Origin of the sequence: Micromonospora nigra (assembly GCF_900091585.1) — a bacterium.
In the GTDB taxonomy this organism is placed as follows: domain Bacteria; phylum Actinomycetota; class Actinomycetes; order Mycobacteriales; family Micromonosporaceae; genus Micromonospora; species Micromonospora nigra.
Genome location: NZ_FMHT01000003.1, coordinates 980,637 through 999,440, shown reverse-complemented (window position 1 = coordinate 999,440; position 18,804 = coordinate 980,637). Strand labels below are relative to the sequence as shown.

The following is an 18,804-nucleotide window of genomic DNA, read 5'->3' as shown; positions in this document are numbered from 1 at the left end:
GGAAATCAGTTTCGCCGTGCCCCGTCGCGGGCCTACGGTCGCGGCGTACGCGGCACCGGGAGAGTCGGGGGAGGTGGTGGTCATGCCGGTCCCAGCAGCACGCGTGGATCACCCGTACCGACATTCGACGAGGTTGCCATGACCATCGACCTGACCGCCCTCGGCTGGGACGCCGACCGGGCGGCCCACCATCGACGACGGCGCACCGACCACCGTCCGGGCCGGGTGGCCCGGGTCGACCGCGGGGTCTGCACCGTCCTGACCGCCGACGGGCCCGTCCGGGCCTCCCTGGGTGGCGCGGTGCTGGCCGCGGCCGCCCGCGACCTGACCTGTCTACCGTGCGCCGGCGACTGGGCGTTGCTGGGCACCTGGCCCGACGGGCGGGTGACCGTGGAGGTGGTCCTGCCCCGGCGTACCGCGCTGATCAGGCGCACCGCCGGCAAGGACGCCAGTGGACAGGTGCTGGCCGCCAACCTCGACGCGGCCGCCGTGGTCGAACCGGTGCATCCGGAACCGGACGTGGGCCGGATCGAGCGGCTGCTCTCCCTGGCCCACGAGTCGGGTGCCCGGCCGCTGGTGGTCCTGACCAAGGCGGATCTCGCCGCCGACCCGGCCGCGGTGGCGCGGCAGCTCGCCGGGGTCGCCCCCGGCGTGCCGGTGCTGGCGGTCAGCGCCGAGCGGGGCACCGGCCTCGACCCGCTGCGCGCCGAGGTCGCCCCCGGGCGCACCCTGGGCCTGCTCGGGCCGTCCGGCGCCGGCAAGTCCAGCCTCGTCAACGCGCTCGCGGGCACGGTGGTGATGCCCACCCAGGCGATCCGTCGGGTGGACGGCAAGGGCCGGCACACCACCACCTGGCGGTCGCTGGTGCCGGTACCCGGCGGCGGTGCGGTGCTGGACACCCCCGGGGTACGCGCGGTGGGCCTGCTCGACGGCTCCGCCGGGCTCGACCGGGCCTTCGCCGACATCGCCGAGTTGGCCGCCGGCTGCCGCTACGCCGACTGCACGCACGAGTCCGAGCCCGCGTGCGCGGTGCGGGAGGCGTTGGCCGCCGGGGACCTGCCGGTGCGGCGCTGGGAGAGCTGGCGGCGGCTGCAACGCGAGGTCGCCCACGAGAGCGGCCGTCGTGCGGCGCGTCTGGCTGCCGAGCGGCGCGGTGGGTGGCGTGCGGGCCGCCGCCGCCCGACGCGATCGTGAGCCGGCGGGCCGGGTGAGCTGGGGCAACGCCCGCCCACGGGATGTTGTCGTACCTCGGGGCTAGAGTTGCCGGGGCGCTTCCTCGCGCCCCGAACAACCGCTCGGATTCCGCACAGACTACCCAGACGGCTGGTCAGCTGCGGAATCCCCGCAGAGCGGACAGATCCTCTTCACCGCCTTGACCCGGGAGTACACGGCTGTGGCCGACCGACTGATCATCCGTGGCGCGCGCGAGCACAACCTGCGCGACGTCAGTCTCGACCTGCCCCGGGACGCCCTGATCGTGTTCACGGGGCTGTCCGGTTCGGGTAAGTCGAGCCTGGCCTTCGACACGATCTTCGCCGAGGGGCAGCGACGCTACGTGGAGTCGTTGTCCTCGTACGCCCGACAGTTCCTCGGCCAGATGGACAAGCCCGACGTCGATTTCATCGAGGGTCTGAGCCCCGCCGTATCCATCGACCAGAAGTCGACGTCGCGCAACCCGCGGTCGACCGTCGGCACGATCACGGAGGTCTACGACTACCTGCGGCTGCTGTTCGCCCGCGTCGGTCAGCCGCACTGCCCGGTGTGTGGCGAGAAGATCTCCAGGCAGAGCCCGCAGCAGATCGTCGACCGGGTCCTCGCCATGGCCGAGGGCACCCGGTTCATGGTGCTGGCCCCGGTGATCCGGGGCCGCAAGGGCGAATACCTCGACCTGTTCGCCGAACTCCAGGCCAAGGGGTACGCCCGGGCCCGGGTCGACGGGGTGGTGCACCAGCTCACCGAGGCGCCGAAGCTCAAGAAGCAGGAGAAGCACACCATCGAGGTGGTCATCGACCGGCTCACCGTCAAGGCCGCCGCCAAGCAGCGGCTGACGGACTCGGTCGAGGCGGCGCTGGGGCTGTCCGACGGGCTGGTCCTGCTCGACTTCGTCGACCTTCCCGAGGGCGACCCGGACCGGGAACGCCGCTACTCCGAGCACCTGGCCTGCCCCAACGACCACCCGTTGGCCATCGAGGACCTGGAACCCCGGGTCTTCTCGTTCAACGCGCCCTACGGCGCCTGCCCCGAGTGCACCGGCCTGGGCACCCGCAAGGAGGTCGACCCGGAGCTGGTCGTCCCCGACCCGGAGCGCACCCTGCGCGAGGGGGCGATCCAGCCCTGGTCGACCGGGCACAACCTGGAATACTTCCTGCGTCTGCTGGAGGCCCTGGGCGAGTCGGAGCACTTCGACATCGACACGCCGTGGCGGGCGCTGCCGGCGCGGGCGCAGAAGACGATCCTGCACGGCTCCGGCGACCAGGTGCACGTGCGCTACCGCAACAAGTACGGCCGTGAGCGCTCCTACTACACCGGCTTCGAGGGCGTGGTGCAGTGGATCGAGCGCCGGCACTCCGACACCGAGTCGGAGTGGTCGAGGGACAAGTACGAGGGCTACATGCGCGACGTGCCGTGCGCCGCCTGCGGGGGCGCCCGGCTCAAGCCCGAGGTGCTGGCCGTCACGCTGGCCGGCAGGAGCATCGCCGAGGTCTGCAACCTGTCGGTCGGCGAGTGCGCCGACCTGCTGGCGGGCATCGAGCTGACCGACCGGCAGAAGATGATCGCCGAGCGGGTGCTCAAGGAGATCAACGCCCGGCTGCGGTTCCTGCTCGACGTCGGCCTCGACTACCTCTCCCTCGACCGGCCCGCCGGCACGCTCTCCGGCGGGGAGGCGCAGCGCATCCGGCTGGCCACCCAGATCGGCTCCGGGCTGGTCGGCGTGCTGTACGTGCTCGACGAGCCGTCGATCGGCCTGCACCAGCGTGACAACCACCGGCTGATCGAGACCCTGGTGCGGCTACGCGGGCTGGGCAACACGCTGATCGTGGTCGAGCACGACGAGGACACCATCCGCACGGCCGACTGGATCGTCGACATCGGCCCCGGTGCGGGCGAGCACGGCGGCCGGATCGTACACAGCGGCTCGGTGCCGGCGCTGCTCGACAATCCCGAGTCGATCACCGGGGCGTACCTGTCGGGGCGGCGGGTCATCCCCACGCCGGCGGTGCGCCGGCCGCAGACGCCGGGGCGGGAGCTGGTGGTGCACGGGGCGCGGGAACACAACCTGCGCAACCTCACCGTGTCGTTCCCGCTGGGCCAGCTGATCGCGGTCACCGGGGTCAGCGGATCCGGCAAGTCGACCCTGGTCAACGACATCCTGCACGCCGTGCTGGCCAACCAGATCAACGGCGCGCGGCTGGTGCCGGGCCGACACACCCGGGTCTCCGGGCTGGATCACGTCGACAAGGTCGTCGGGGTCGACCAGTCGCCGATCGGGCGTACGCCGCGGTCCAACCCGGCCACCTACACCGGGGTCTGGGACCACGTCCGCAAGCTGTTCGCCGAGACCACGGAGGCCAAGGTCCGGGGGTACGGGCCGGGTCGGTTCTCGTTCAACGTCAAGGGTGGCCGGTGCGAGGCGTGTTCCGGCGACGGCACGATCAAGATCGAGATGAACTTCCTGCCCGACGTGTACGTCCCCTGTGAGGTCTGCAAGGGCGCCCGGTACAACCGGGAGACCCTGGAGGTGCACTACAAGGGCAAGACGGTCTCCGACGTGCTGGAGATGCCGATCGAGGAGGCGGCCGAGTTCTTCTCCGCCATCCCGGCGATCCACCGGCACCTGAAGACGTTGGTCGACGTGGGTCTGGGTTACGTACGCCTGGGCCAGCCCGCGCCGACGCTCTCCGGCGGCGAGGCCCAGCGGGTCAAGCTCGCCTCGGAGCTGCAGAAGCGGTCCACCGGTCGGACGGTCTACGTGTTGGACGAGCCGACCACCGGCCTGCACTTCGAGGACATCCGCAAGCTGCTGCTGGTGCTGGAGGGTCTGGTCGACAAGGGCAACACGGTGATCACCATCGAGCACAACCTCGACGTGATCAAGTCGGCGGACTGGATCATCGACATGGGTCCGGAGGGCGGCCACCGGGGTGGCACGGTGCTGGCCACCGGAACCCCCGAGGAGGTCGCCGAGGTCGCCGAGAGCCACACCGGCCAGTTCCTGCGGCAGGTGCTCGGGCTCGACGGGGCCGCCCGGGGCGCGGCGGCGGCCACCGCCCGCGCCGCGAAGGCCAACGGCGTCAAGGCCGGGAAGGTCAACGGCGTCAAGCCCGTGAAGACCCGGACCACCCGCAAGGCCCCGGCCGCCGCCGGCTGACGGCCGGGTCGCGGCGCCCGCCCGGGGCGGGTCGCCGATCGGGTGAACCGACGGGCACAGTGGTACGGACGGCCGGGTGTGGCCGTGGATCAGGTGGGCGGCAGCCCGGGAGATCACGGTGGCGGCAGCGGAGACATCATGGTGGCGGCAGCCGAGAGAGAGGCGAGGCATGAGTGACGATCAGGTGTTGACCGGGCCGGGTGTGCAGACCCGTCGTGCGCTGCTCACCGGTGCGGGCGTGGTCGGCGCGGCCGTGGTGCTGGCCGCGTGTGGCAGCGACGAACCCGGCGACGGCGCCGCGCCGACCAGCGGGGGTCCGGCCGTCACCAACACCGGCGACGCCGGCGGCGGCGACCGTGAGGGCGCCCAGTCGCTGGCCCGCACCGGTGACATCCCCGTCGGCGGGGGTGCCGTCCTCGCCGCCCAGGGCATCGTGATCACCCAGCCGAAGGCCGGTGAGTTCAAAGGCTTCGACCCGATCTGCACCCACCAGGGCTGCCCCGTCTCGAACGTCGACGGCGGCACGATCAACTGCACCTGCCACAACAGCAAGTTCTCGATCGCCGACGGCTCGGTCAAGGCCGGCCCCGCGACGCAGCCGCTCGCGGAGAAGCCGGTCAAGGTCGAAGGCGACCGCATCACGCTCGCCTGACGGCGCCACGACGTCGCGCGCGGCCGGCGCGGGGACTCCCGCGCCGGCCGCGCGTCGGTTCAGCGGGCGTACACCGCCAACTCCCAGAGGGAGAATCCGTACGTGGTGGCGCGGGTCAGCCCGCGCATCCGCACGTACCGGACGGATGCAGCCGGGAAGGCGGCCACGTCGGTGCCCCCGTCCCCGGCGGCCGTCGACCACACCGTCCGCCAGGTGGTCCCGTCGGTGGAGACCTCGATCCGGTACGACCGGGCGTACGCCGCCTCCCAGGCGAGCACCACGCGGCCGACCTGCCGCGTCGTGCCGAGGTCGACGGTGAGCGTCTGGTTGTCGGACCAGGAGCTGGCCCAGCGGGTGCCGTCGTCGCCGTCGACCGCCCGGCCGGGGCCGTTGAACAGCTGGCTGCTCGACGCCGTCACCGGCCGGCCCGCCGCCAGGTTGGGCGAGACGTCACCGCGACGCGCCGGGAACGACACGACCTGCTGGTAGGTGGGCCGGTTCTGCCAGGCGATCTTCGCGTGCTTGATGCCGCCCAGCGGGGACTGCACGATCGAGTCGGCGCACCACTGGTCGCCGGCGTCGCAGTGCTCGTCGCCCGGGTACACCTGGACCGGCGGGGTGGTGCTCGCCGTGCGCAGCGTGTCGAGCAGGACCTGGCGGCAGGCGGCGAGGTTCCCGTCGCCGCAGAAGGTGCGGCCGGGGCCGCCCCGGACCTGGTCGCCGAGGACCGCCCGCAGGTCCCGGTCGACCCAGCCCCACCAGCCGTACTGGAAGGCCGAGCCCTTGTGGGTCTGCGCGCTGCTGGCCGAGCCCGGCAGGTCGGAGACGTCCCCGGCCTGGCGGCCCGACGGCGACTCGTTGACCTGAAGGGTGTTGACCAGCGACTGGTAGAGATCCGGTCCGAGCGGGGCGCGGAACATGCCCCGGACCAGCAGCGGCCACCAGGCGTCGAGGGTCCGGATCGCCTCGGCGTGCTGGTAGACCTTGGAGCCGGGGGCGGTCTCGACCCGCAGCGCTCCGGCGGCCCGCCACGCCTTCAGCCGGCTGATCTCGGCGGCCAGCGCCGCGTCGGTGACCGGCTGGCTCTCCAGCACCCGGATCAGCTCACCGAGCACCTCGCTGGCGCGCAGGTCGGTCAGCCCGGCCCGCTGCACGAGCGAGGTCAGCGAGGCCCGGTCGAACTTCTGCCCGGCCGCGATCGCCGCGCGCATCGGCCGGTCGAGCAGGTCGCCCCGGTGCACCGCGCCGAAGCTGAAGTTGCCGTCGGCCGCTCCGAAGTCCTTGGCCTGCTTGTTGTTCCAGCTGACGTAGTAGTCCTGGTCGACCGAGCGGGGGTGGGCCGACAGGGGCGCGTACGCGGCGGTGTTGGCGACCGGGTCGTACCCCTGCCACTCGAAGCGCCGCTCCGCCCGCATCGGCAGGTTCGGGTTCGACCCGGCGGCCCGCACCGGGTTGAGGCCGGAGTTGTAGTACGCCGCCTGGGTGGAGTTGACGTAGAACCAGTTGAAGGCGTACTCGACGTTGTTCGCCGAGGTCACGAAGGCGTCGGCGGTGCCCATCTGGGTGGGGTCGTTGAACATCTGGAAGCCGATCGCGGAGTCGGCCTCGTGCCGGTAGGTGGAGCGCAGCTGGGTGAAGGCGTGCGGGCGGCCGTCGACCGTGCCACGCCACCCCACCAGACCGAGGTTGGTTCGGCGGGCGATGAGCTTGTACGACCCGGCCGGGGTGCTGTCGGCGACCGTGGGGCTCCACCGGTTCACCCGGGACAGTTCCTCCATCGGCAGGCAGGCGCCACGGAACAGGTAGTGGTTGCTGGCCAGCGTCGGCGTGGAACCGTCGGGGGAGCACAGCGGCACCGCGTACGTGTCGGTGATGTCGTGGATCGACGACGTGGCGCTCCATGCGTAGTCCTGGCCCCGGCCGAGCAGCACGTACAGGTTGAGGCCGGCGAACGCGGCCCCCCGGGCGCTGATGCCGGGGCCCTGCAACTCCTGCACCATCAGCAGTTGCGGAGAGAAGTAGCCGGTCTGTGGGCCGAACACGGCGATCGGGTGGCCGGTGGCCGAGTGGGCGGCGGATACGACGGCGGCGTTGGACATGCCCCGGTTGGCGGGGGCGATGGTGAGCCCCGACAGGGCGGCGGCCAGTTCCGACGAGCGGGTGGAGGCGGCCGTCGCGGTGCCGGTGGCGGAACCGGTGGCGTCGGTGACGATCGGTTCCACCCGCGCCGACCCCGCGTCGGGCATGACGACGCTGGGGGCGTCGTCGTCGGCGGCGCCGTACGGGAAGCTCTGCCCGTCGTGCAGGGTGAGCACCGTCTCGGGGTCGTTCTGGGCCCGGAAGCCGTTCCAGACCCGGTCGCCCTCGGTGGGGCCGTAGCGGGCGCGGGCGGCGATGCGGACCAGGGCGGACTGCATCTCGGTGCCGCCCCCGCCACCGAACAGGCCTCCGACGACGCCGGCGATGGCGATCAGGTCGGTCATCTGGAACGGCTTCGGACCGCCGACGTTGGTGATCGCGTCGAGGTGGCCGGTGAGGACGTACTCGCCGGGGCAGTTGCGGTTGTCCATGCAGGTGTCGATGTAGGCGTTGATCCCCGCGATGTACTCCTGCACGTCGGAGTAGAGCTGTTGACCGCGCGGACCCTTGGCCCGCAGCGCCGCCACCTGGGCCTGCAGGTCGGCCTCGGTGTAGGGGGAGGTGCGCCAGACGCTCTGTTCGAGGGCCCGGTTGCCGGGTGCGCCGCCGGCGAACGGGGTCAACGTGCCCCGGCCGACGTGGCGTAGCAGGTCCATGGTGAACAGCCGGTCCTCCGCACCGGCGTAGCCGGCCCCGAACATGGTGCCGCCGCGGGTGCTGCCGGTGACGTGTGGGACGCCGGTGGCCCGGTCGCGGACGATGCGTACGTCGGCGCGGGGGGAGTAGTCCCGTTCGACCTGGTCGGGCGGGACGCCGAAGGAGGCGTCGTTGAAGAAGGTGCCGACCTGGTCCTCGCGCAGCCCGGCGTAGCCGTAGACGAGGTTGGCGTAGCGGTCGAGCTGGTCGGCGGAGTGCCGGGGGAGGGTGCCGAGGGCCTGGTTGCCGAGGACCTCGACCAGGGTGGCGTTGCCGTTCTGGCCGGGCGGCAGGATGTCGCCGCACTCGCCGAGGCAGTAGTCGTCGGGGGTGTAGGTGGTGACGGAGGCGCGGGTGGCTGCCGCCGGGGGGTCGGCGGCGGCGGGGTTGGGGGCGGTCAGCAGGGCGGCGGTTCCGACGAGGACGGTCGCGCCGGCCAGCAGGCGGTGAGCGGTACGGGGCATGACGATCTCCCGGGGGGTGGGGATCATTACACGAAGAACATTCGGATACCGGATGGTAACGTTCCCGGGGCGATTATCGGAAGACATGAATCGGTCTCTTGAGGACGGCTCCAGCGGGCGGATAACCTTCTGTTCCCGCTCGCCCCTCGGCCGGCGCCCCGGCCGACCAGCGCCCTGATAGGACGGCCGATGAACCCCGTACGTCTGCTCGCGTCCGCGGCGCTGGTGGCCGCGCTGCTGCCGGTGGCCGGCCCGGCGTCCGCCGCCGCACCCGCCCCCGCACCGGCCGCCGCCTCCGGCGCGTTCTCGGTGCTCACCTACAACGTCGCCGGCCTGCCCGAGCCCCTGTCCGGCGGCAACCCGGCGGTCAACACCCGCCCCATCGGCGAACGGGTCAACGCCTACGACATCGTCAACGTCCAGGAGGACTTCAACTACCACGCCGACCTGTACGAAACCGACATGCATCCGCACCGCACGCCCACCAGCGGCGGGGTGCCCTTCGGCGACGGTCTCAACACCATGTCGGCGTACCCGTCGTCCGGGTTCACCCGGGTGCGGTGGGACCGCTGCAACGGCACCGACTGCCTGACCCCGAAGGGCTTCACGTACGCGCGGGTCCGCCTCGCGGAGGGCGTCTTCGTCGACCTCTACAACGCCCACACCAACGCCGGCAGCACCGACGCCGACCTGGCGGCCCGCCGCGCCAACATCAGCCAGCTCTCGCGGTACGTCGCCACGAACTCGACCGGTAACGCGGTGATCGTGATGGGCGACCTCAACGCGCGCTACACCCGGGCCGGCGACAACGTCCGCGAACTGCTCACCGCCAACGGGCTGACCGACGCCTGGGTGCAGCAGGAACGCGGCGGCGTCCCACCGGCCGCCGGCAGCCCCGCCCTGGTCTGCGACCCGGCCGCCGTGACCGACGCCTGCGAGGTCGTCGACAAGATCCTCTACCGGGGCAGCCGGCTGGTCCGGCTGGAGCTGACCCGCTACCACAACGAGCACACCCGGTTCCTCGACCCCGCGGGGGCGGCGCTGTCCGACCACTGGCCGCACGCCGCCTGGTTCTCCTGGACCCGCGACCCGGGGCTGCGCGCCAGCGACACCTGGGGCGGCCCGCACGGCACCCCGTTCACCGACGCCGACCTGGTCGGCTCCCCGGTCACCAGCGTCACGCTGCGCGCCGGCTCCCGCCTCGACGCCGTCGGGGTCGGCCTCGCCGACGGCACCCGGTCGACCCACGGTGGCACCGGCGGCACCCCCGCCACGCTGACCCTGGCCCCGGACGAGCACGTCACCCAGGTCACCCTGACCCAGGGGCAGCGCAACGGGCGCACCCGGATCTTCTCGGCCCGGCTCACCACCAACCTGGGCCGCACCCTGACCGGCGGCACCCCGACCGCCGACGCGGTCACCTTCACCGCGCCGCCCGGCGGGCGGCTGGCCGGTCTCTTCGGCCGCTGCGGCGACGAGGTCGACCAGCTCGGCGTGATCTGGGCTGTCAGCCCCGGCGACTAGGCTCGGTGACGTGGCTGATCCCTCGACCTACCGTCCCGCGTCCGGCACGATCCCGGAGTCCCCCGGGGTCTACCGCTTCCGCGACGGCACCGGCCGGGTGATCTACGTCGGCAAGGCGAAGAACCTGCGCAGCAGGCTCAACTCCTACTTCGCCGACCCGTGGGGGCTGCACCAGCGCACCCAGCAGATGGTCACCACGGCCGAGTCGGTCGACTGGGTCACCGTCGGCACCGAGGTGGAGGCGCTCCAACTCGAATACACCTGGATCAAGCAGTACGACCCGCGGTTCAACGTCCGTTACCGCGACGACAAGTCCTATCCCTACCTCGCCGTCACCCTCGACGAGGACTACCCGCGGCTACAGGTCATGCGGGGCGCCAAGCGCAAGGGGGTGCGCTACTTCGGGCCCTACTCGCACGCCTGGGCGATCCGCGAGACGCTCGACCTGCTGCTGCGGGTGTTCCCCGCGCGCACCTGCTCCGCCGGGGTGTTCAAGCGGGCCGGCCAGGTCGGCCGTCCCTGCCTGCTGGGCTACATCGGCAAGTGCTCGGCGCCCTGCGTGGGCAGCGTGTCGGCCGAACGGCACCGCGAGATCGTCGACGACTTCTGCGACTTCATGGCAGGTCGCACCGACAGCATGGTCCGCAAGCTGGAACGCGAGATGCTCCAGGCCAGCGAGCAGTTGGAGTTCGAGCGGGCCGCCCGGCTGCGCGACGACGTGGCCGCGCTGCGCCGGGCCATGGAGAAGCAGACCGTGGTGCTCGGCGACGGCACCGACGCCGACGTGGTGGCCTTCGCCGACGATCCCCTCGAAGCATCCGTGCAGGTCTTCCGCGTCCGCGACGGCCGCGTGCGCGGCCAGCGCGGCTGGGTGGTGGAGAAGACCGAGGAACTGACCACCGGCGACCTGGTGCACCACTTCTGCACCCAGGTGTACGGGGGCGAGCACGGCGAGGCCGACGTGCCCCGCGAGCTGCTGGTGCCGGAGCTGCCCGCCGACGCCGACGCCCTGGCCGACTGGCTCTCGGGCCGACGGGGCAGCCGGGTGAGCCTGCGGGTGCCGCAGCGGGGCGACAAGCGCGCCCTGCTGGAAACGGTGGAGCGCAACGCGAAGGACGCGTTGGCCCGCCACAAGCTCAAGCGGGCCGGCGACCTGACCACGCGGGGCAAGGCCCTCGACGAGATCACCGAGGCGCTGGGCATGCGCACCGCGCCGCTGCGCATCGAGTGTTTCGACATCTCGCAGATCCAGGGCACCGACGTGGTGGCCAGCATGGTGGTGTTCGAGGACGGCCTGCCCCGCAAGGGCGAGTACCGCCGGTTCATCATCCGCGGTGCCACCGACGACCTGTCGGCGATGTCGGAGGTGCTGCGCCGCCGCTTCGCCCGCTACCTCGACGCCCGCGCCGAGACCGGCGAGGCGGGCGTCGAGGCCGCCGACGACCTCGACGCGCCGAGCCGGGGCGGCCCCGAGGCAGGGGCGGACGAGCCCCGGGTCGGGGTCCTGGTCGACCCGACCACCGGCCGGCCGCGCAAGTTCGCGTACCCGCCGCAACTGGTGGTGGTCGACGGCGGCGCGCCGCAGGTCGCGGCGGCGGCCCAGGCCCTCGCGGAACTCGGCATCGACGACGTCGCGCTGTGCGGGCTCGCCAAGCGGCTGGAGGAGGTCTGGCTGCCCGACGACGACTTCCCGGTCATCCTCCCGCGCGCCTCGGAAGGGCTCTACCTGCTGCAACGGGTGCGCGACGAGGCCCACCGGTTCGCCATCACCTTCCACCGGCAGCGTCGCTCCAAGCGGATGACCACCTCCGCGCTCGACGACGTCCCCGGCCTGGGCGAGATGCGCCGCAAGGCGCTGCTGCGGCACTTCGGCTCTCTGAAGCGGCTCTCCGCCGCCACGGTGGAGGAGATCACCGAGGTGCCGGGCGTGGGGCGGCGCACCGCCGAGGCGATCCTGGCCGCCCTCGACACCGACTCCACCCCGGCGGACCCGGCTACCCCGGCGGACTCGGCTACCCCGGCGACCCCGGCCAACCCAGTCATCCCGGCCCCGCCTGCCGGGGAGTGAGGCGCCGGCCTCGGGGGTCGTCCTCCGGTCGGCCCGGGCGCGGGCTCACCAGTTGGCTGACCAGGTCGACGATGGTCGGCTGCGCACCCCGGCGGGAGGTAACCCCGCCCCAATTTCGGCAACCTGCGGTATCTGCGCCGCCCGATGGGCCGAGGTGCCGCAAGTCTTGGGCTGGTCGTGGGCAAGCCGTGCGCCCGTCGGTTCTGGGCCGCAGGTCGTGGGACAGGCCAGGATGGCGAATGTCGCGGCCGGCTCGCCCGCAGGCCGGGCCGGCCCCCGCAGGCCCGGCTGGCTCGCCCGCAGGCTGGTTCGCCCGCAGGCTGGTTCGCCCGCAGGTCGGCTCGCCTGCGGGCGTTGGCCTGGGGGCGTTGCCGCCGATCCTCCCGAGCTGATGGCGTAGACGGAGCGGGTGGGTGTCGGCGTTGTCGGACACGCCTCGCCTGCCCGGCTAACCCGCTGAGAGCGCAGCCGGTGCAGCTCGATAGAGGCGTGCGGGACCGAACACCGCCAGCCCGGTCGTCTCTCGTCCTCCGTGCCACGGTCGGCCGAGCCCGTCGGTCCGGCGGCGTGCCCGTCGGCAACGTTCGTGACCCCGGCCACGGTGGGCCGTTCAGCCCTCCGCGAGTACGCCCAGGATCTGCTCGCCGTACTTCGCCAGCTTGTTCTCGCCCACCCCACCGACCCGGGACAGCTCGGTCAGCGAACCCGGTGCGTCGGTGGCGATCTGTCGCAGCGTGGCGTCGTGGAAGATCACGTACGCGGGAACGCCCTGTTCCTTGGCGGTGGCCGCCCGCCACGCGCGCAGGCGCTCGAACACGCCGGCCGCCTCCGCCGGCAGTTCCGCCACGACGGTGGCCGCGCCACGGGGCTTGGCGGTCCGCGCCGGGCGCTCGGGCTCGCGGCGCATCATGACCGTGCGGCGGCGGCCCAGCACCTCCGCGCTGGCGTCGGTGAGCGCCAGGGTGCCGTAGTCGCCCTCGACGGCGAGCAGCCCCTCGGCCAGCAGTTGGCGCACCACGCCGCGCCACTCCGCCTCACCGAGTTCGGTGCCGATGCCGAACACGGTCAGCGAGTCGTGGCCGAACTGGGTGACCTTGTCGGTGCGCCGGCCGAGCAGGATGTCGACGCACTGCCCGGCGCCGAAGCGCTGGTTGCGTTCGCGGTCGAGCCGGAACACGGTCGACAGCAGCTTCTGCGCGGCGACCGTGCCGTCCCAGGACTGCGGCGGATCGAGGCAGGTGTCGCAGTTGCCGCAGGGCGAGTCGAGGCGTTCGCCGAAGTAGTCCAGCAGCTGGACCCGGCGGCAGCGGACGGTCTCGCACAGCGCCAGCATCGCGTCGAGGTGGGCGGCGAGGTTGCGGCGGTGGGCCAGGTCGCCCTCCGACGTCTCGATCATCTTGCGTTGCTGCACCACGTCCTGGAGCCCGTACGCGAGCCAGGCCGTCGACGGCAGCCCGTCGCGGCCGGCGCGGCCGGTCTCCTGGTAGTAGCCCTCGACGGACTTGGGCAGGTCGAGGTGGGCGACGAAGCGTACGTCGGGCTTGTCGATGCCCATCCCGAAGGCGATGGTCGCCACCATCACCAGGCCGTCGGAGCGCAGGAACCGCTGCTGGTTGGCGGCGCGGGTCGTCGCGTCCAGACCCGCGTGGTAGGGCAGCGCGTCGATGCCGTTGGCGACGAGGAACTCGGCGGTCTTGTCGACCGAGGCCCGGGACAGGCAGTAGACGATGCCGGCGTCGCCGGGGTGCTCGTCGCGCAGCAGGGCGAGCAGCTGCTTGCGGGGCTCCCGCTTCGACACGATCCGGTACTGGATGTTGGGCCGGTCGAAGCTGGCCACGAAGTGCCGCGCGTCGGTGAGGCTGAGCCGGGTGGCGATCTCGGTGCGGGTGGCGCTGGTGGCGGTGGCGGTCAGCGCGATGCGCGGCACCCCGGGCCAACGTTCGTGCAGCATCGACAGGGCCAGGTAGTCGGGGCGGAAGTCGTGCCCCCACTGCGACACGCAGTGCGCCTCGTCGATGGCGAACAGACTGATCCGCCCCCGGTCGAGCAGCTGCTGGGCCGACCGGGTGCCCAGGGCCTCCGGGGCGAGGTAGAGCAGGTCCAGCTCGCCGGCCAGGAACGCCGCCTCGACCGCGCGGCGGGCGGCGGGGTCCTGGGTGGAGTTGAGGAAGCCGGCCCGCGCGCCCACGGCGGTCAGGGCGTCGACCTGGTCCTGCATGAGCGCGATCAGCGGGGAGACCACCACCGCGACGCCGTCGCGGACCAGCGCCGGGATCTGGTAGCACAGCGACTTGCCGCCGCCGGTGGGCATCAGCACCAGCGCGTCGCCGCCGGCCGCGACGTGCTCGATGACCTCCTGCTGGAAGCCACGGAAGGCGTCGTAGCCGAAGACCCGGCGCAACACGTCCAGCGCGGCCCCGACGGCCGGTGCGGTGGGGGAGGGCATCCCGGGATTCTACGAGCTGTCCCCGACACCGCCATGACGGCCACGATCTCGACGGGTCACCGATCGTTGACAGCTTGTGGCAGTCGGGGGGCGCGACGCGGCCGACCTGCGGCGACCGGCCGGGCGGGCGCAGCCGCCGCCCGGCCGGCCCGGCGGGTTAGAGTCGCTGTTCGACGCCCGTGGCCGGGGGCGACCGGTCGCGGCGGCATGTCTTGGGGGTACTGGGTGAGCGAGGCGCACACGAACGGGCAGCACGCCGCCCCGGCGGGTCTGCCGGCCGAACCGGACACCACTCTGGTCGTGGTGACCGGACTGTCCGGCGGCGGGCGCAGCACGGTGGCCCGGGCGCTGGAGAACGTCGGCTTCTACGTGGTCGACAACCTGCCGCAGGCCCTCCTGCTGGACATGGCGGAGCTGGCCGTGAAGGCCGGCGGGGCCGCCCGCCGCACGGCGATGGTGCTCGACGTCCGCTCCCGCGCCTTCTCCACCGACCTGGCCGGCGCGATCCGGGAGCTCAAGGACCGCGGCTACTCCCCCCGGGTGGTGTTCGTCGACGCCGACGACGAGGTGCTGATCCGTCGGTTCGAGAGCGTCCGGCGGTCGCACCCGTTGCAGGGCGACGGTCGGCTCGCCGACGGCATCGCCGTCGAGCGCGGGCTGCTGGAGGAGGCCCGCGACCAGGCCGACGTGATCATCGACACCAGTCAGCTCAACGTCAACCAGCTGCGGCGGCGCATCGAGGAGCTGTTCGGCGGTGAGGACGCCCGCCGGCTGCGGCTGACCGTGATCTCCTTCGGCTTCAAGTACGGCCTGCCGCCCGACGCCGACTTCGTGCTCGACGCCCGGTTCCTGCCCAACCCGTACTGGGTGCCGGAGCTGCGGGAACACACCGGTCAGGAGGAGGGCGTCAGCGCGTACGTGCTGGGGCAGGAGGGCGCGGACGCCTTCGTCGAGGCGTACGTGGACCTGGTCAACGCCACCACCACCGGCTTCGAGCGGGAGGGCAAGCGCTACCTGACCGTGGCGGTCGGCTGCACCGGCGGCAAGCACCGCAGCGTGGCGATCGCTGAGGAACTGGCCGCCCGTCTGCGCCGCTGCGGTCTCGCGGCCAACGCCCAGCACCGGGATCTGGGGCGGGAGTGACGACCCGGGTGGTCGCCTTCGGGGGCGGGCACGGGCTGTCGGCGTCGCTGCGGGCGTTGCGGCGCTGCGCTCCCGAACTGGATCTGGACATCACCGCAGTGGTCACCGTCGGTGACGATGGTGGCTCCAGCGGGCGGCTGCGCGCCGAGCGCGGTGGACTGCCCCCGGGCGACCTGCGGCAGGCCCTGGTCGCGCTGGCCGGGGACCACCCGGCGACGCGGCGCAGCGCCGGCCTGTTCCAGCACCGCTTCGCGGCCGTGCACCGCGACGGCGGGCACAGCGACGGCGGGCACGGCGACGGGCTGGCCGGGCACGCGGTGGGCAACCTGGTGCTCTGCGGGCTGATGGAGCTGCTCGGCGACCCGGTCGCGGCGCTGGAACACGCCGGGGCCATGCTCGGCACGGTGGGTCGGGTGCTGCCGATGTCCCGTCAGCCCGTCGGCATCGAGGCGCGGGTGCGGGGCGCGGACCCCGACCGACCCGACGAGCTGTGCACCGTACGCGGCCAGCACCAGGTCGCCGTGACCACCGGGCGGGTCGAGTCGTTGCGGTTGACCCCGCGGACGCCGGCCGCGTGCGGGGAGGCGCTCGCGGCGATCGGCGCGGCCGACTGGTTGATCTTCGGTCCGGGTAGCTGGTACACGAGCGTGCTGCCGCACCTGCTGGTTCCGCAGCTGGCCGCCGCGATCCTGGCCAGCCCGGCGCGTCGGCTGGTCACGCTGAACCTGGCGGCCGAGAAGGAGACGCTCGGCCTGTCGGTGGCCGACCACCTGGCGGCCCTGCGCTGGTACCTGCCGGAGCTGACGGTCGACCACGTGCTGGCCGACGTCAAGGCGGTCGGTGAACTCGAGCCCGTCGCGCGGGCGGCGCAGGCGCTGGGGGCCCGACTGGTCCTCGCCCCCGTCGCGGTGACCGACGGCACGCCCCGTCATGATCCGGCCGCCCTGGGCGCCGCACTGGTGCCCGTCCTGGGCGCCGATCGTTAGACACGTACGTAATCTCCGGCGACACGCCGGAACAGGTCCGTGAGAGGACGCACAATGGCGATGACGGCGGCGGTCAAGGACGAGCTGAGCCGGGTCGACGTGCCCAAGCCCTGCTGCCGGCGGGCGGAGATGGCGGCGTTGCTGCGCTTCGCCGGCGGGCTGCACATCGTCTCCGGCCGGGTGGTGGTGGAGGCCGAACTGGACACCGGGGCGGCCGCCCGGCGGCTGCGGCGGGAGGTCGCGGAGGTCTACGGCTACCCGAGCGAGATCCACGTGCTGGCCTCGGGCGGGCTGCGTAAGGGCAGCCACTTCATCGTCCGGGTGGTCAAGGACGGTGAGGCCCTGGCCCGGCAGACCGGGCTGCTGGACGTGCGGGGACGACCGGTGCGGGGCCTGCCGCCGCACGTCGTGGCGGCCAACGTGTGCTGTGCGGTGTCGGCGTGGCGGGGCGCGTTCATGGCGCACGGCTCGCTGACCGAGCCGGGCCGCTCCAGCGCCCTGGAGATCACCTGCCCGGGCCCGGAGGCGGCGCTGGCACTGGTCGGCGCTGCCCGCCGCCTGGGCATCACCGCGAAGAACCGCGAGGTCCGCGGCGTGGACCGGGTCGTGGTGAAGGACGGTGACTCGATCGCGGCGCTGCTCACCCGGATCGGGGCCCACTCCAGCGTGCTGGCCTGGGAGGAGCGCCGGGTGCGCCGCGAGGTGCGGGCCACCGCGAACCGGCTGGCCAACTTCGACGACGCCAACCTGCGCCGGTCGGCCCGCGCCGCCGTGGCCGCCGCCGCGCGGGTGACCCGGGCGCTGGAGATCCTGGCCGACGACGCACCGAACCACCTGACCTCGGCCGGCCGGCTGCGCCTGGAGCACCGCCAGGCGTCCCTGGAGGAGCTGGGCGCGCTGGCCGATCCGCCGCTGACCAAGGATGCCATCGCCGGGCGGATCCGCCGGCTGTTGGCGCTGGCCGACAAGCGGGCCCGCGACCTGGGTATCCCGGATACGGAAGCGGCCGTCACGCCCGACATGCTCGTGGTCTGATAGGGCGGTGCCGGCTGTACGACGCGAGCGGGATCACCACCCGCCGCAGCGCGCTGCCGCATGCTCGGATAGGGTCGCTGGGTACGGCAAGGGGGCCGGCAGCGGCCTTCCCGCCGTACTCACCGCCTCGGGCGGTCAGGTCCTCTCAGACCGCGGCGGGGCGGCCGAGATGAACCGTCAACGGCCGGCTCCAACGGTCGGCGCACATCACTCCGCCGTGCCGAGGATCTCCACGCCGGCGGACCAGAACGCGAGGAGATGGAACCTGTGACCATCCGGGTTGGCATCAACGGCTTCGGCCGGATCGGCCGTAACTTCTTCCGGGCAGTGCTGGCATCCGGCGCTGACGTCGAGGTCGTGGCCGTCAACGACCTGACCGACAACGCGACGCTCGCCCACCTGCTCAAGTACGACAGCATCCTGGGTCGCCTCCCGCACGAGGTGAAGGCCACCGCCGACGAGATCACCGTCGGTGGCAGGACCATCAAGGCGTACGCGGAGAAGGACCCGGCGAACCTGCCGTGGGGCGACCTGGGCGTCGACGTGGTCATCGAGTCCACCGGCTTCTTCACCGACGCCACCAAGGCCAAGGCGCACGTCGACGGCGGGGCCAAGAAGGTCATCATCTCCGCCCCGGCGAAGAACGAGGACGTCACGGTCGTCATGGGCGTCAACCACGACGAGTACGACCCGGCCAAGCACACCATCATCTCCAACGCCTCCTGCACCACGAACTGCCTGGCGCCGATGGCGAAGGTCCTGCACGACACGTTCGGCATCCAGCACGGTCTGATGACCACCATCCACGCGTACACCCAGGACCAGAACCTCCAGGACGCGCCGCACAAGGACCTGCGTCGCGCCCGCGCCGCCGCGCTGAACATCGTGCCGACCTCGACCGGTGCCGCGAAGGCGATCGGCCTGGTGCTGCCGGAGCTCAAGGGCAAGCTCGACGGGTACGCGCTGCGGGTGCCGATCCCGACCGGCTCCGCGACCGACCTGACCGTGGACGTCAACCGGGAGACCACGGTGGACGAGGTCAACGCCGCGATCAAGGCCGCCGCCGAGGGCCCGCTCAAGGGCATCCTGGTCTACAACGAGGACCCGATCGTCTCCGCCGACATCGTGACCGACCCGGCGTCGTGCGTCTTCGACGCGCCGCTGACCAAGGTCGTCGGCAACCAGGTCAAGGTCGTCGGCTGGTACGACAACGAGTGGGGCTACTCGAACCGCCTGGTCGACCTGGTGAAGCTGGTGGGTCAGTCTCTGTGAGTGCGAGGAG

At 72.6% G+C, this 18,804-nt stretch carries 11 protein-coding genes; 9 read left to right on the top strand and 2 right to left on the bottom strand.

Annotated elements, in window-relative coordinates; translation table 11 throughout:
- Nucleotides 1-138: 138 nt before the first annotated feature.
- The 3 genes from rsgA (at nt 139) to GA0070616_RS03780 (ending at nt 5,021) form a co-directional block, all read left to right on the top strand.
- On the top strand, nt 139-1,194 hold the full coding sequence (gene rsgA, locus GA0070616_RS03790) for a ribosome small subunit-dependent GTPase A (RefSeq protein WP_091076295.1): 1,056 nt from the start codon (nt 139-141) through the stop codon (nt 1,192-1,194).
- Nucleotides 1,195-1,393: 199 nt separating this feature from the next.
- Nucleotides 1,394-4,369 (top strand): excinuclease ABC subunit UvrA, encoded by a 2,976-nt coding sequence (gene uvrA, locus GA0070616_RS03785; RefSeq protein WP_091076291.1) that lies wholly within the window; start codon nt 1,394-1,396, stop codon nt 4,367-4,369.
- A gap of 169 nt (nt 4,370-4,538) precedes the next feature.
- On the top strand, nt 4,539-5,021 hold the full coding sequence (locus GA0070616_RS03780) for a Rieske (2Fe-2S) protein (protein ID WP_091076287.1): 483 nt from the start codon (nt 4,539-4,541) through the stop codon (nt 5,019-5,021).
- Nucleotides 5,022-5,080: 59 nt separating this feature from the next.
- Here the strand turns inward: GA0070616_RS03780 and GA0070616_RS03775 are convergent, their stop codons facing one another.
- The gene (locus GA0070616_RS03775; RefSeq protein ID WP_091089810.1) at nt 5,081-8,320 is read right to left on the bottom strand and encodes a penicillin acylase family protein; all 3,240 of its coding nucleotides are present in this window, start codon (nt 8,318-8,320) and stop codon (nt 5,081-5,083) included.
- A gap of 189 nt (nt 8,321-8,509) precedes the next feature.
- Here GA0070616_RS03775 and GA0070616_RS03770 point away from each other — a divergent pair, with 189 nt between their 5' ends.
- Both GA0070616_RS03770 and uvrC read left to right on the top strand, forming a co-directional pair.
- Nucleotides 8,510-9,844, top strand: coding sequence for a jacalin-like lectin (locus GA0070616_RS03770; protein WP_091076284.1), 1,335 nt, complete (start codon nt 8,510-8,512; stop codon nt 9,842-9,844).
- A 10-nt stretch (nt 9,845-9,854) separates the two neighbouring features.
- Nucleotides 9,855-11,912 (top strand): excinuclease ABC subunit UvrC, encoded by a 2,058-nt coding sequence (gene uvrC / locus GA0070616_RS03765; protein ID WP_091076280.1) that lies wholly within the window; start codon nt 9,855-9,857, stop codon nt 11,910-11,912.
- A gap of 610 nt (nt 11,913-12,522) precedes the next feature.
- Here the strand turns inward: uvrC and recQ are convergent.
- The gene (gene recQ / locus GA0070616_RS03760) at nt 12,523-14,358 is read right to left on the bottom strand and encodes a DNA helicase RecQ (protein ID WP_091076277.1); all 1,836 of its coding nucleotides are present in this window, start codon (nt 14,356-14,358) and stop codon (nt 12,523-12,525) included.
- 225 nt (nt 14,359-14,583) lie between these two features.
- On the opposite strand from recQ, the gene rapZ reads away from it, so the two are divergent.
- The 4 genes from rapZ to gap all read left to right on the top strand — a co-directional run bounded on the left by rapZ (nt 14,584) and on the right by gap (nt 18,794).
- A complete protein-coding gene (rapZ, locus tag GA0070616_RS03755; protein WP_245712643.1) occupies nt 14,584-15,501 on the top strand; it encodes an RNase adapter RapZ in 918 nt (305 codons plus the stop codon).
- Entirely contained in the window at nt 15,498-16,487 is a 990-nt protein-coding gene (locus GA0070616_RS03750) for a gluconeogenesis factor YvcK family protein (protein ID WP_091076273.1), read from the top strand. Before rapZ ends, GA0070616_RS03750 begins: the two co-directional genes overlap by 4 nt.
- 54 nt (nt 16,488-16,541) lie before the next feature.
- Nucleotides 16,542-17,522: a DNA-binding protein WhiA gene (gene whiA, locus GA0070616_RS03745; RefSeq protein ID WP_091076269.1), complete on the top strand. Its 981-nt coding sequence runs from the start codon at nt 16,542-16,544 to the stop codon at nt 17,520-17,522.
- A gap of 267 nt (nt 17,523-17,789) precedes the next feature.
- Nucleotides 17,790-18,794 (top strand): type I glyceraldehyde-3-phosphate dehydrogenase, encoded by a 1,005-nt coding sequence (gene gap, locus GA0070616_RS03740; protein ID WP_091076264.1) that lies wholly within the window; start codon nt 17,790-17,792, stop codon nt 18,792-18,794.
- Nucleotides 18,795-18,804: the final 10 nt, after the last annotated feature.

Coding starts and splice junctions, on each gene's coding strand:
- GA0070616_RS03770 (WP_091076284.1), top strand. CDS start 8,510: ATGAACCCCGTACGTCTGCTCGCGTCCGCGGCGCTGGTGGCCGCGCTG.
- whiA (WP_091076269.1), top strand. CDS start 16,542: ATGGCGATGACGGCGGCGGTCAAGGACGAGCTGAGCCGGGTCGACGTG.
- recQ (WP_091076277.1), bottom strand. CDS start 14,358: ATGCCCTCCCCCACCGCACCGGCCGTCGGGGCCGCGCTGGACGTGTTG.
- GA0070616_RS03780 (WP_091076287.1), top strand. CDS start 4,539: ATGAGTGACGATCAGGTGTTGACCGGGCCGGGTGTGCAGACCCGTCGT.
- GA0070616_RS03775 (WP_091089810.1), bottom strand. CDS start 8,320: ATGCCCCGTACCGCTCACCGCCTGCTGGCCGGCGCGACCGTCCTCGTC.
- rsgA (WP_091076295.1), top strand. CDS start 139: ATGACCATCGACCTGACCGCCCTCGGCTGGGACGCCGACCGGGCGGCC.